10 protein-coding genes are annotated in these 13,718 nt (G+C 67.3%); all 10 read left to right on the plus strand.

Annotated features, from left to right (window positions below; translation table 11 throughout):
* Positions 1-19 precede the first annotated feature (19 nt).
* Positions 20-3,625 (plus strand): chromosome segregation protein SMC, encoded by a 3,606-nt coding sequence (smc, locus tag ACH49N_RS01165; protein ID WP_358270521.1) that lies wholly within the window; start codon positions 20-22, stop codon positions 3,623-3,625.
* A gap of 66 nt (positions 3,626-3,691) precedes the next feature.
* Positions 3,692-5,107 carry a signal recognition particle-docking protein FtsY gene (gene ftsY, locus ACH49N_RS01170; protein ID WP_358270519.1) on the plus strand — a complete coding sequence of 472 codons (1,416 nt, stop codon included), beginning with the start codon at positions 3,692-3,694 and terminating at the stop codon, positions 5,105-5,107.
* 224 nt (positions 5,108-5,331) lie between these two features.
* Positions 5,332-6,651 carry an ammonium transporter gene (locus ACH49N_RS01175; protein WP_284707283.1) on the plus strand — a complete coding sequence of 440 codons (1,320 nt, stop codon included), beginning with the start codon at positions 5,332-5,334 and terminating at the stop codon, positions 6,649-6,651.
* Positions 6,652-6,655: 4 nt separating this feature from the next.
* Positions 6,656-6,994: a P-II family nitrogen regulator gene (locus ACH49N_RS01180; protein WP_005240467.1), complete on the plus strand. Its 339-nt coding sequence runs from the start codon at positions 6,656-6,658 to the stop codon at positions 6,992-6,994.
* A complete protein-coding gene (locus ACH49N_RS01185) occupies positions 6,984-9,527 on the plus strand; it encodes a [protein-PII] uridylyltransferase (RefSeq protein WP_358270516.1) in 2,544 nt (847 codons plus the stop codon). Before ACH49N_RS01180 ends, ACH49N_RS01185 begins: the two co-directional genes overlap by 11 nt.
* Before the next feature lie 76 nt (positions 9,528-9,603).
* Complete coding sequence (gene ffh / locus ACH49N_RS01190) at positions 9,604-11,187, plus strand: signal recognition particle protein (protein WP_159926136.1); 1,584 nt, start codon at positions 9,604-9,606, stop codon at positions 11,185-11,187.
* Between the two features lie 4 nt (positions 11,188-11,191).
* Positions 11,192-12,277 (plus strand): amidohydrolase family protein, encoded by a 1,086-nt coding sequence (locus ACH49N_RS01195; RefSeq protein ID WP_358270514.1) that lies wholly within the window; start codon positions 11,192-11,194, stop codon positions 12,275-12,277.
* Between the two features lie 179 nt (positions 12,278-12,456).
* Entirely contained in the window at positions 12,457-12,918 is a 462-nt protein-coding gene (gene rpsP / locus ACH49N_RS01200) for a 30S ribosomal protein S16 (protein WP_358270512.1), read from the plus strand.
* Positions 12,915-13,157, plus strand: a complete 243-nt coding sequence (locus ACH49N_RS01205) for an RNA-binding protein (protein ID WP_005240479.1) — start codon at positions 12,915-12,917, stop codon at positions 13,155-13,157. The genes rpsP and ACH49N_RS01205 overlap by 4 nt, the downstream gene beginning before the upstream one ends.
* 13 nt (positions 13,158-13,170) lie before the next feature.
* Complete coding sequence (gene rimM, locus ACH49N_RS01210; protein WP_208963556.1) at positions 13,171-13,716, plus strand: ribosome maturation factor RimM; 546 nt, start codon at positions 13,171-13,173, stop codon at positions 13,714-13,716.
* Positions 13,717-13,718: the final 2 nt, after the last annotated feature.

A 13,718-nucleotide genomic window follows, 5' to 3' on the forward strand; every position in this document is an offset into this window, starting at 1 on the left:
GAAGGTAAAGTCGTCCGTCATGCATCTGAAGAGTCTGACGCTGAAGGGATTCAAATCCTTTGCGTCCGCAACGACTCTGCGATTCGAACCCGGTATCACGTGCGTCGTGGGACCCAATGGATCGGGAAAGTCCAATGTGGTCGATGCCCTCACCTGGGTGATGGGGGAGCAGGGCGCGAAAGCCCTGCGCGGCGGCAAGATGGAGGACGTCATCTTCGCGGGCACGGCGGGCAGGGCGCCGCTGGGCCGCGCCGAGGTCACGCTCACCATCGACAACTCGGACGGCGCACTCCCCATCGACTACTCCGAGGTCTCGATCACCCGTCGAATGTTCCGCGACGGTGCAGGCGAATACGAGATCAACGGCAGCTCCTGCCGACTGATGGATGTGCAGGAGCTGCTCAGCGACTCCGGCATCGGTCGGGAAATGCACGTCATTGTCGGGCAGGGGCGTCTGGCGGCCATCCTCGAGTCGCGGCCCGAGGACCGGCGTGCGTTCATCGAAGAAGCAGCGGGAGTGCTCAAGCACCGCAAGCGTAAAGAGAAGGCCGTCCGCAAGCTCGACTCCATGCAGGCCAACCTCGCCCGGCTCAACGATCTGACGGCCGAGTTGCGTCGTCAGCTCAAGCCACTGGGGCGGCAGGCGGAGGTGGCTCGGCGCGCGCAGACCGTGCAAGCCGACCTTCGCGATGCCAAGCTGCGGCTCGCTGCCGATGACCTGGTGACCCGCCGGGCGGAGCTGGCGAATCAGGCGCAGGACGAGAAGAGAGCCCGTGAGCAGCACGATGCCGTCACCGAGGCACTCGACGAGGCCACTCTCGAGCTCGGCCGTCACGAGCAGGAGCTGTCGCGGTTGACGCCGGGCGCCGAGGCGGCAGCCCAGACGTGGTTTCGGTTGTCCGCCCTCGCGGAGCGCGTCAATGCCACCATTCGGATCGCCCGCGAACGGGCTCGGCATCTCGATTCGGAGCCTTCAGCGCATCGCGGTCAGGATCCCGACGAGATGGAGGCGCGTGCCGATCGGCTCGCCGCGGAGGAACAAGAACTGGCCGAGGCTGTCGAGATGGCGCGCGCGGCACTCGACGCGGCCAAGGAGCAGCTCGCCGCGGGGGAGGAGGCGGCCGCAGAAGCGGAACGCGCGCACATGGCAGCCGTCCGTGCCATCGCCGACCGCCGGGAGGGGCTTGCCCGACTGTCGGGCCAGGTCGACACCCTGCGGACTCGCGCCGACTCGGTGGACGCCGAGGTGTCGCGGTTGACGGTGGCGATCGAGGAAGCCAGGGCGCGCGGCGACGCAGCGCAAGCCGAGTTCGAAGTGGTCCAGGACGAGATCGGTGACCTCGACGCGGGGGAGGTCGGACTCGACTCCCACCACGAGCGAGCCGTCGAAGCGCTGCGGCTGGTCACCGAGCGTGTCACCGAACTGCAGAGCGCCGAACGTGCGGCAGGTCAGGAAGTGGCGTCGCTTCGCGCCCGGATCGACGCCCTGTCGATGGGACTCGAACGCAAAGACGGGGCAGGCTGGCTCGTCGAGAATCGCCGCGACGACGGCATTGCGGGACCGCTCGGCGGCCTCATCACCGTAGAGAAGGGGTACGAAGGCGCGGTCGCAGCGGCGTTGGGTCCGGCAGCCGATGCCGTCGTCGCCAACTCACTCGATGCGGCCCGCGCAGCGGTCGGCGCGCTGAAAGATACCGACAGCGGACGGGCCGCTCTGGTGATCGGAAGTGACCGGATTCCCTCGTCCGGTGCCTCGCTCACCCTCGGCGCTCGTTGGGCGGCCGACGTCATCGAGTGCCCTGCCGAGCTACGAACAGGCCTATTCGCGCTCCTCGCCGGTGTAGTGGTGGTCGACTCGATCGACGACGCCGTCGAGATCGTCGACTCGGCACCGGAACTGCGCGCCGTCACCCGGGACGGAGACCTGCTCGGTGCCGGGTGGATCAGTGGCGGTTCGGACAGGCAGCCCAGCACCCTCGAGGTTCAGGCCGCGATCGACAACTCGGTGAGCGATCTGGCTCAAGCCGAACGGCGTGCCGAGGAATTGTCCGCGGCGTTGTCGGGAGCGCTTGCCGAACAGGTCGCCCGACAGGAGAACGCCGAGCAGACCCTCGCCGCCCTCAACGAGTCCGACGCCGCGATGTCCGCCATCTACGAGCGGCTCGGCCGCCTCGGGCAGGCCGCTCGCGCGGCACATGCCGAATCCGATCGCCTCACCCGGCAGCGGGAGAAGGCGGAAAGCGGGCGTGAGGAGACCCTGGCGGCTCTCGCCGAACTCGAAGAGCGGCTGCGCATGGCAGAGCAGGACGCCACGCCCGGCGGCGCCGAATCGGGTGGGTCCGACTCCACGAGCTACGAGCGCGAAATGGCAGCCGCTGCGCTCGCCGAAGTGCGCGCCGTCGAGGTGGAGGCCCGGCTCGCGGTTCGCACAGCCGAGGAGCGGGCGGAGTCGGTGCGCGGAAAGGCGGATTCGCTGCGCCGGGCAGCACAGGTGGAACGCGACGCCCGGGCGCGTGCGGAACGTGCGATGAAGGCACGGCAGAACGCGGCCGCGGTCGCGGCTGCGGTGGCCGAATCGGGACAGCGGGTGGCCGACCATCTCGGCGAGGTGGTTGCAGCGGCGATGGCGCACCGCGACGAACTCGCCCGGTCGCGCACCGAGCGGACCGAGCAGCTCGAGCAGGTCAAGGAGAAGGTGCGTCAGTTGACGGCACAGCTGGCTTCCCTGACCGACGCCGTCCACCGCGACGAGGTGGCCCGCGCCCAGGCCGCGACGCGCATCGAGCAGCTGGAGGAATCGATCCTCGAACAGCACGGCATCGGGTTGGACGACCTGATCGCAGAATACGGGCCGGATGTGCCGTTGCCGCCCTCGCCGCTGGAGATGGAGGAGTACGAGCAGGCGAAGGAGCGGGGGGAGCAGGTCACGATGCCTGCGCCCATTCCCTACGACCGGGCTGCGCAGGAGCGTCGCGCGAAGCGCGCCGAGAAAGATCTGGCGACACTCGGCAAGGTCAACCCGCTGGCCCTCGAGGAGTTCGCGGCACTCGAGGAGCGGTACAACTTCCTGTCGACTCAGCTCGAAGACGTCAAGACGGCCCGCAAGGACCTGCTCGGTGTCGTCGCCGACGTGGACGCCCGGATCCTGCAGGTGTTCACCGAGGCGTACGCCGACGTCGAACGGGAGTTCGTGCAGGTGTTCGCGAAATTGTTCCCCGGTGGTGAGGGACGGTTGGTGCTCACCGACCCGTCCGACATGCTGACGACCGGCATCGAGGTCGAGGCCCGTCCGCCCGGAAAGAAGGTCAAACGACTGTCGTTGCTGTCAGGTGGCGAGAAGTCACTGACCGCGGTCGCCATGCTGGTCGCGATCTTCCGGGCCCGGCCGTCACCCTTCTACGTGATGGACGAGGTCGAGGCGGCGCTGGACGACACGAACCTGCGTCGTCTCATCGGCTTGTTCGAGCAGCTGCGGGAGAAGTCGCAGCTGATCGTCATCACCCACCAGAAGCCGACGATGGAAGTTGCGGACGCTCTCTACGGTGTGAGCATGCGCGGTGACGGCATCACCACCGTCATCTCCCAGCGTCTGCGGGGTCAGGACATGGCAGCCGCCGGGGCCTGATCCGGGTGCGGTGGGAGCCCTCGCACGTGGGAAGGCACTGCGCGGGCGAAACCGGAGCCTGAAACAATGGGCGGCGTGACTACCGGAGCCTGGATTGCCATCGCGGCCGCATTGGCCGTTCTTCTCGTCGTTCTCGTTGTCGGATCAGTGCTGTACCGGCGGCGCCGGATCTCCCTGAAGGCGCCCGACACTCCACAGATCGCCGCGGAGAAGGACCGGTCGGGCGGCTATCGCGCTGGCACCGGTTTCAGTTTCAGTGAAGGGTCGACGGCGACTGCTCCGCCGCGCGAACCCGCGCCGGCGCCACGACCCCCGGCCCCGACACCGGCGCCCACTCCCGAGGTGGTCCCGCCCGCGAAGCCGACGACGCCGCCGGACGAGGTGATTCCGGCTCCCGAAAAGCCCGCGGACACGGATTCCGTGATCGCGCCCGAGCCCGTGGTCGCACCGGAGCCCGTGGTCGCATACGAGCCGGTGGTCGCACCCGAACCCGTGGTCGCACCCGAGCCGGTGGTCACGCCGGAACCGGCAGCACCGCCCGTGCCCGCGCTCGACGAGATCGCCCCGACCGAGGGCCGACTCGACCGCCTGCGCGGTCGGCTGTCCCGCTCTCAATCCGCTGTCGGGAAGAGTTTGCTGGGCCTGCTCGGTGGCGGCGACCTCGACGAGGATTCGTGGGAAGAGGTCGAGGACACTCTTCTGATCGCGGACCTCGGCTCGGCCACCACCACGAAGGTGGTCACCGCGCTGCGCGAGCAGATGGCGGCGCGGAGCGTCCGTACCGAGGCGGACGCCCGGGCACTGCTGCGCGAAGTCTTGGTCGCCGAGCTGCGGCCCGAGCTCGATCGGTCGATTCGTGCGCTGCCGCACGACGACCACCCTGCGGTCCTCTTGGTGGTGGGAGTCAACGGCACCGGCAAGACGACCACCACCGGCAAGCTCGCGCGTGTGCTCGTTGCCGACGGCAGACGCGTCCTGCTCGGGGCAGCGGACACGTTCCGCGCCGCGGCCGCGGACCAGCTCCAGACGTGGGCGGAACGGGTGGGTGCCGAGGTGGTTCGAGGCAAGGAAGCAGCGGATCCGGCTGCCGTCGCCTTCGACGCCGTATCGAAGGGCATCGAGAACGGCGTCGACGCCGTGCTGATCGACACAGCGGGCCGCCTTCACACCAAGACAGGATTGATGGACGAGCTCGGCAAGGTGAAGCGGGTGATCGAGAAGAAGGCGTCGGTCGACGACGTGCTTCTGGTTCTCGATGCGACGATCGGCCAGAACGGTCTGGCGCAGGCACGCGTGTTCGCCGAGGTCGTCGACATCACCGGAGTGGTGCTCACCAAGCTCGACGGCACGGCCAAGGGTGGCATCGTCTTTCAGGTGCAACACGAACTCGGTGTTCCGGTGAAGCTCGTCGGACTCGGCGAAGGCGCCGACGATCTCGCCCCGTTCGAGCCGGGTGCATTCGTCGACGCCCTGCTGGGCTGAACGGAACGACCCCGAAAAACATGGAACTGCCGTGACGAAACCTGTACGCAACACAAATGGGTGATGCGTTCACCTGCGCGAAACAGTGCAGTGGCACGGCTGAAACACCGCATGAGCACCCTTCTTCTCAGGTCGTCAGCCAGCAACGGGCTGGGCTGAGAAGGAGGAGGCTCAAGGTGGATTTCCCCACTATCGGTGCACCGGACACCGGGGACACAGCGTGGATGCTGACCAGCGCCGCGCTCGTGTTGCTCATGACTCCGGGTCTTGCGTTCTTCTACGGCGGCATGGTTCGTGCCAAGAGCGTGCTGAACATGGTCATGATGAGCGTCAGCGCCATGGGCGTCGTCGGCATCCTCTGGGTGCTCTACGGCTATTCCATCGCGTTCGGTGAAGACCAGTCGAACCTCTTCGGTGACCCGTTCCAGTACTTCGGCTTGAAGGGACTGATCGGCGGCTCGTACCTCGCGGAAACCGATGACGCCGGTTCAGTCATCGCCGACTCGGCGATCCCCCTCGTCGGGACGATCCCCGCGACGGTCTTCGTGGCCTTCCAGGCCATGTTCGCCATCATCACCGTTGCACTGATCTCGGGTGCCGTCGCAGATCGCCTGCGCTTCGGTCCCTGGCTGCTGTTCGCCGGCCTCTGGGCGACGGTCGTGTACTTCCCGGTGGCGCACTGGGTCTTCGCCTTCGACGGCGTCACCGCCGAGACCGGTGGCTGGATCGCCAACAAACTCGCCGCCATCGACTTCGCCGGTGGTACGGCCGTGCACATCAACGCCGGCGCCGCCGGACTCGTCCTCTGCATCATCCTCGGGAAGCGCCGCGGCTGGCCGGGCACGCCCTTCCGCCCGCACAACCTGACGTTCGTGATGCTCGGCGCAGGCCTGCTGTGGTTCGGCTGGTTCGGCTTCAACGCAGGTTCTGCCGTCGGCGCCAACGGGATTGCCGGCGCGACCTTCATCACGACCGTCGTCGGAACGTGTGCAGCGATGCTCGCGTGGCTTCTCGTCGAACGCATCCGCGACGGGCATGCGACCACCCTCGGTGCCGCGTCCGGAATCGTGGCCGGTCTGGTTGCCATCACCCCCTCCTGCTCGTCCGTGAACGTCCTCGGTGCGTTGGCGATCGGTGTTGTCGCCGGTGCCCTCTGCGCACTCGCCGTCGGGCTCAAGTACCGCTTCGGCTTCGACGATTCACTCGACGTGGTGGGAGTGCACCTCGTCGGCGGCATCGTCGGAACTCTGATGGTCGGACTCGTCGCAACCACAGAGGCACCCGCGGGCGTCGACGGACTGTTCTATGGTGGAGGTTTCGATCAACTCTGGCGTCAGGCAGTGGGCGCCGGAGCAGTACTGCTTTACTCGCTCGTCGGTACGGCCATCGTTGCGTTGATCGTGAAGTTCACCATCGGTCTGCGGGTCAGCGACGAGGGTGAATCACTGGGAGTGGATGAGTCGGAACACGCAGAAACGGCTTACGATTTCGCTGCACTCGGCGGAAATTCGTCAACCGCTCGCGTGTCCGGCAAGGAGGGATGAGGAAATGAAGCTGATCACCGCAATTGTCAAGCCGTTCACTCTCGAGGACGTCAAGACGGGACTCGAGCAGGCGGGCGTCCTCGGAATGACCGTCAGCGAGGTCCAGGGTTACGGCCGCCAGAAGGGTCACACCGAGGTCTACCGCGGGGCCGAGTACTCGGTCGATTTCGTACCGAAGGTTCGAGTCGAGGTCGTCGTGGACGATGCAGCAGTGGACAAGGTCGTCGAGGTGATCGTCGAAGCAGCCCGCACCGGAAAGATCGGTGACGGCAAGGTGTGGGTGTCACCCGTCGAGTCGGTCATCCGGGTACGCACCGGGGAACGCGGCGCGGATGCGCTCTGACCCCAACGGGTCCGGTAAGACCGGCCCTGGTCCCGTCGCGAAGGCGACGGAACCAGGGCCGGTTGCGTCAGGCGGATCGAACGAAGCTGCGGACCTGGCCCGCGCACGCCGACAGCTCCTCAGTGGCGGTTCGGAGAGCACTCCGGGTGCAAGGGGAGGACACGGCCGAAGGCTGGACGCGCCTGCGCTCCGGCACGCCCTCGTCGACCTGCACGAATTCTGGCTGACCACGAAAGGCGCCGAACTCGGTATCAAGCCCGACTGCGGGTTCGCGCTCGTCGCGGTCGGCGGGCTCGGCCGCCGCGAAATGCTGCCGTACTCGGACCTCGATCTCGTGCTCCTCCACGACGACATGGATCCCGCCGTGGTGTCTCGGGTTGCGGATCAGCTCTGGTATCCGCTGTGGGACGCACACATCAAACTCGACCACAGTGTCCGCACCATCCCGCAGGCGTTGCAGGTCGCATCCACGGATATCACTGCCGCACTGGGGATGCTCGAGGCGCGGCACATCGTCGGCGACGTCGAATTGAGCAACCTTCTCATCAGCGGAGTGCGGCGCCAATGGCGCACCGACATCCGCAACCGCTTCGACGAGCTGATCGCCCAGACCAGGTCGCGGTGGGAACGTAGCGGTGAAATCGCCCATCGCGCCGAACCGGACCTCAAGAGCGGTCGCGGTGGACTGCGGGACGTACAGCTGCTCAACGCGCTGTCCATCGCGCAGCTCACCGACGGCATGCCCGGACTCGGACCCGAATCGCCCGGTGGCGGACTCGCATTGGCGCATCGTCGTCTCCTCGACGTGCGTACCGAGCTGCACCGGGTCGCCGGACGCCCCCGCGACCAGCTGCGGGCCCAGGACGCCGACGAGATCGGCGCGGCGCTGCGGATCGGGGATCGTTTCGACCTGGCCCGCATGCTCAGCGACGCCGCCCGCACCATCAGCTACTCGGTGGATGTCGGGGTGCGGACGGCGGGAAATGCCCTGCCCCGCCGTGGTCTCGCGCGACTGCGAAGGCCGCCTGTGCGGCGACCTCTCGACGAGGGTGTGGTCGAGCATGCCGGCGAAGTGGTTCTGGCGCGCGATGCCCGGCCCGGCAAGGACCCCGGTCTCGTCATGCGGGTGGCGGCAGCGTCGGCAACCACGGGCATGCCGATGTCCGCTTCGACGCTGAACCGCCTGGCCGACCACGCGCCGGAACTGCGGGAACCATGGCCCAAGGAGGCGGTGAACGACCTTCTGGTCCTTCTCGGCTCGGGAAGCAGGGCCGTCGCCGCGATCGAAGCGCTCGACCGTACGGGACTGTGGGGGCGGCTTCTGCCGGAGTGGGGAGCCGTCCGCGACCTACCGCCGAGGGATGCCGTGCACACGTGGACCGTGGATCGTCATCTCGTCGAAACCGCGGCGTACGCGAGCGGTTTCACCACGCGCGTCGCCCGGCCCGACCTGCTGATGCTCGGCGCTCTGCTGCACGACATCGGGAAGGGGCGGGGAGGTGACCACAGCGTCGTGGGAGCCGAACTGGCGATCCAGATCGGTAAACGGCTCGGGCTGTGGCCGTCGGACATCGCGACGTTGACGGCGATGGTGCGTCATCACCTGCTGTTGCCGCAGACCGCGACCCGACGCGACCTCGACGATCCGGAAACGGTGGAACGGGTCGTGGAGGCGCTCGGCGGGGACGGGGTACTCCTGGAGCTGCTGCACGCGTTGGCCGAGGCCGATTCGCTCGCGACGGGTCCCGGCGTGTGGGGCGACTGGAAGTCGTCGCTCATCGGGGAGCTGGTCCGCAGGTGCCGCATGGTCATGGCGGGTGAGGATCTTCCCGCGCCGGATCCGCTCGATCCGGAACATGTCGCGCTGGCGGCGGGCGGTGGGGTCCATGTCGCGCTGAACCCGGCCGACAGTCCCCACACCTACGTGGTCACCGTGATCGCCCCCGACGAGCGCGGACTGTTGTCGAAAGCCGCCGGAGTGCTTGCGCTGCATTCCCTTCGGGTCTATTCGGCCTCGTTGGGCAGCTCCGGCGATTCGGCCGTCAATTCCTTCGTCGTGTCGCCGCGCTTCGGAGCACCGCCGCAGGCAGGGCTGCTCCGGCAGGAGTTGATCCGGGCGCTGGCCGGCGAACTGGATCTGCTGGAGATGCTCACGGCCAAGGAGGACGAGGCCCGCGAGAGCCAGCGCGTCGCGGCGGAGGAAGAGCGGGGAGACGCCGTTCCCGTGTTGTATGCGCAGGCCCCGCCGCGGGTCATCTGGTTCGACACCGCAGCCCCCGGTGAGGTGATTCTCGAACTGCGCGCGGAAGACAGACTGGGTCTCCTGTGCCGGCTGGCCGCCGCGTTCGACAACTGCGGCGCGGACGTCCGGTGGGCGAAGGTGACGACGCTGGGATCATCGGTCGTCGACTCGTTCTGCCTCGATCTCGGTGATCACGACACGCGGGCTAGCAGGGAAGAGGTCGAGCGGGCCATCCTCGGCGTCGTTCCGCTGCCGAAGCCGAAGAAGCAGGAGGGCAGCGGGCGGGAGTGATCGGCCGGACCGGAGCGGTTACGCTGGTGCCCGAGAATATCCACCGCATACTCGCACGACTTCAGGAGCGCACTCGGTGTTCGAATCCCTTTCCGACAGGTTGACCGGAGCCCTCAAGGATCTGCGTGGCAAGGGTCGCCTTTCCGGGGCCGACATCGACGCCACGTGTCGTGAGATCCGGTTGGCTCTCCTCGAGGCGGACGTCGCGCTGCCCGTGGTGCGCGCGTTCATCGCGAGGATCAAGGAGCGGGCCAAGGGCGTCGAGGTGTCCGCGGCGCTCAATCCGGCGCAGCAGGTCGTCAAGATCGTCAACGAGGAACTCGTCGGAATTCTCGGCGGTGAGACCCGTCGACTCGCGTTCGCCAAGACACCGCCGACCGTGATCATGCTCGCCGGTCTGCAGGGTTCCGGTAAGACCACTCTCGCCGGCAAGCTCGCCAAGTGGCTGCGCGATCAGGGGCACACCCCGCTGCTGGTGGCGTGCGACCTGCAGCGTCCAGGCGCCGTCACCCAGCTGCAGATCGTCGGTGAACGCGCAGGCGCCGCCGTGTTCGCGCCCCACCCGGGCACGTCGATCGGCGGCGGGGACAACCCGCTCGGGATCACCGCGGCAGACCCGGTCGAAGTCGCGCGGTCCGGAATCGACGAGGCCCGCAACAAGCAGTACGACGTCGTCATCGTCGACACCGCGGGGCGCCTGGGTATCGATGCCGATCTGATGGCGCAGGCCGCGGGCATCCGCGATGCTGTCGATCCGGACGAAACTCTCTTCGTTCTCGACGCGATGATCGGCCAGGACGCGGTCAGCACCGCCGAAGCCTTCCGTGAAGGCGTCGGATTCACGGGTGTCGTGCTCACCAAGCTCGACGGTGACGCCCGCGGCGGCGCGGCCCTCAGCGTTCGTGAGGTCACCGGACAGCCCATCCTCTTCGCCTCCACGGGTGAGAAGCTCGAAGACTTCGACGTCTTCCACCCCGACCGGATGGCCAGCCGCATCCTCGGCATGGGTGACGTCCTCAGCCTCATCGAGGCAGCCGAGCAGCACTTCGACGCCGAGCAGGCCGAGGCCACCGCGCAGAAGATCGGCTCGGGGCAGCTGACCCTCGAGGACTTCCTCGAACAGATGATGGCCGTCCGCAAGATGGGGCCCATCGGCAACCTCCTCGGGATGCTTCCCGGCGCCGGACAGATGAAGGACGCCCTCGCCAACGTCGACGAGAAGCAACTCGACCGGGTGCAGGCCATCATCCGGGGCATGACGCCGGCGGAGCGCGAAGACCCCAAGATCATCAACGCTTCGCGCAGGCTGCGGATCGCCAACGGCTCGGGCGTCAAGGTGTCCGACGTCAATCAGCTCGTCGACCGCTTCTTCGAAGCTCGCAAGATGATGGCGGCGATGGCCGGTCGGATGGGCATGCCCGGATCCCGCAAGCCGCAGCGCAGCAAGAAGGGCAAGAAAGGCAAGAAGGGCGGGAAGGGTCCGACGCCGCCGAAGGTGCGCGGAGGATTCCCCGGGGGCATGCCGGGTGGTTTCCCCGGAATGCCCGGTGGCCTTCCGGCAGGCATGCCGGATTTGTCGAGCATGCCGAAGGGGCTGGACGAGTTACCGCCCGGTCTCGAAGGCATCGACCTGTCGCAGTTGAAGCTGCCGAAGAAGTAGAGCGATGAGCGCACTGCACTTGCGGGGTATCGGCCTGCCCGGCGAACAGCCCGTCGAATACTGGGTGGATCAAGGGGTCGTTTCCATCGAGCCGATCGCCGGTGCCGAGACCATCTGTGATTCGGGGTGGATCGTTCCCGGACTGGTCGATGCGCACTGCCACGTCGGCATCAAGTTCGGCGGCGGCGGCGGTGAGAGCATCGAGGGGCTGATCGCGCAGGCGGAGACCGAGCGCGATGCCGGTGTCCTCCTGATCCGCGACGCCGGGTCTCCCGTGGACACCCGCTTCCTCGACGAGCGGGTCGACCTGCCGCGAATCGTCAGGGCAGGTCAGCACATTGCCGCACCCAAGCGATACATCCCGGGGCTGCCGGTAGACCTCGAGGACGAGGAGCAGTTGCCGGCCGAGGTTGCGCGGCAGGCGCGCGCCGGTGATGGCTGGGTCAAGCTGGTCGGTGACTGGATCGACAGGTCGATCGGTGACCTCGCACCCTTGTGGAGCGACGACATTCTGGTGGAAGCCATCGCCGCCGCCCACCGAGAAGGAGCACGGGTCACGGCCCACGTCTTCGCCGAGGACGCGCTTCCCGGTCTGATCAACGCCGGTATCGACTGCATCGAGCACGGTACGGGGCTCACCGACGAGACGATCGAGCTGATGGTGGGGCACGGCACTGCCCTCGTCCCGACGCTCATCAACATCGCCACCTTCCCCGAGATCGCCGACTCTGCGACGCGCTACCCGGTGTACGCGGCTCATATGCGGGACCTGCACTCGCGGGTGAAAGACACGATCGGCGCGGCCCACGACGCCGGGATTCCGATTTACGCGGGCACCGATGCCGGCGGATCCATCGTGCACGGCCGGATCGCCGACGAGGTCGAGGAGCTCAAAGCCGTCGGGCTGTCGCCGACCGACGCGCTCGGCGCTGCGTGCTGGAAGGCCCGGACCTGGCTGCGGCATCCCGGGCTGGAACCGGGCGCACCCGCGGATCTGCTCGTCTACCGGGACGACCCACGTACCGGAAGCGATGCCCTCGCCGCACCCGACATCGTGGTGCTGCGCGGAAATGTCGTCAAGACGCGATGACCTGGTTTTACCCTGACGGTGCTCGTCTGGCAGAATGATCCGCTGTTCGTCGCATCCGGTTCCGTACCGCGCGGCGGTCACAGGTGAGAGGCAAAACCGGACGCACTATTCCTGTGCGTCGCTGAATTGCACGTGACAATGTGTGCACTTGGTGTGCACACCGAAGGAGAAGTACAGCAGTGGCTGTCAAGATCAAGCTCACCCGGCTCGGCAAGATCCGGAACCCGCAGTACCGCATCGTCGTTGCCGACGCCCGCACCCGTCGCAACGGCCGCGCGATCGAGACCATCGGCAAGTACCACCCCAAGGAAGAGCCCTCGCTGATCGACATCGATTCCGAGCGGGCCCAGTACTGGCTGGGCGTGGGCGCGCAGCCCACCGAGCCCGTCGAGGCACTCCTGAAGATCACGGGCGACTGGCAGAAGTTCAAGGGCCTGCCGGGTACCGAGGGCACTCTCCGCGTCAAGGAAGCCAAGCCGTCCAAGCTGGAGCTGTTCCAGGCTGCGCTGGCGCAGGCCGAGAACGAGCCGGTGTCCGAGGCCATCACCCCCAAGAAGAAGAAGGCCAAGGCCGACGACGCCGAGGCTGCTGCCGACGCGTCGGGTACAGAGGCCGAGAACTCCGAGGCTGCTGACAAGTGAGTGCCGTCGTCGCCGATGCCGTGGAGCACCTCGTTCGTGGCATCGTCGCCAATCCCGACGACGTTCGTGTCGAGCTGATCACCGGGCGTCGGGGGCGCACTGTCGAGGTTCACGTCAATCCTGACGACCTCGGCAAGGTCATCGGACGTGGCGGTCGCACAGCGACAGCGCTGCGCACGTTGGTCTCCGGTATCGGTGGCCGCGGGATCCGTGTCGACGTCGTCGACACCGATCAGTAGCGGCCGCACAGCAGTGGAGCTCGTCGTCGGCCGTGTCGCCAAGTCACACGGCATCAAAGGGGAAGTCGTCGTCGAGGTTCGCACCGACGAACCCGAACAGCGTTTCGCTCTCGGTGCCGTGCTGCGGGGACGGAAGCCGCGCGAGCAGAAGCTCACCACGTACACGGTAGAAGCCGCCCGGGAGCATTCCGGGCGGCTTCTGCTGCGCCTCGAGGGTGTAGCGGATCGTGCTGCCGCCGATGCGTTGCGCGGCACGCTCTTCGTCATCGACAGCGCGGAACTCGAACCGTCCGAGGACCCGGACGAGTTCTACGATCACGAACTCGAGGGCCTTGCCGTTCGGCTGGCGGACGGCACTCCGGTGGGTACCGTCGTCGAGGTACTGCATTCGGCGGCAGGCGAACTCCTGTCCGTCCGTCGTGAGGGGGCGCCGGAATTACTCGTTCCGTTCGTCGCCGCGATCGTGACCTCGGTGTCCGTTGCGGACGGTGTCGTCGAGATCGACCCACCGGAAGGGTTGCTCGACCCTGACTTCGGTGAATCTCCTGTCGGCGAATGAGC

The sequence above is a fragment of the Rhodococcus sp. NPDC019647 genome, assembly GCF_044389235.1.
In the GTDB taxonomy this organism is placed as follows: Bacteria; Actinomycetota; Actinomycetes; order Mycobacteriales; family Mycobacteriaceae; genus Rhodococcus_F; species Rhodococcus_F oxybenzonivorans.

What these genes read in the sequence shown, in the direction of transcription:
- ACH49N_RS01175 (WP_284707283.1), top strand. Translation starts at nt 5,332, where the DNA reads ATGCTGACCAGCGCCGCGCTCGTGTTGCTCATGACTCCGGGTCTTGCG.
- ACH49N_RS01195 (WP_358270514.1), top strand. Translation starts at nt 11,192, where the DNA reads ATGAGCGCACTGCACTTGCGGGGTATCGGCCTGCCCGGCGAACAGCCC.
- ACH49N_RS01180 (WP_005240467.1), top strand. Translation starts at nt 6,656, where the DNA reads ATGAAGCTGATCACCGCAATTGTCAAGCCGTTCACTCTCGAGGACGTC.
- smc (WP_358270521.1), top strand. Translation starts at nt 20, where the DNA reads ATGCATCTGAAGAGTCTGACGCTGAAGGGATTCAAATCCTTTGCGTCC.
- ftsY (WP_358270519.1), top strand. Translation starts at nt 3,692, where the DNA reads ATGGGCGGCGTGACTACCGGAGCCTGGATTGCCATCGCGGCCGCATTG.
- ACH49N_RS01185 (WP_358270516.1), top strand. Translation starts at nt 6,984, where the DNA reads ATGCGCTCTGACCCCAACGGGTCCGGTAAGACCGGCCCTGGTCCCGTC.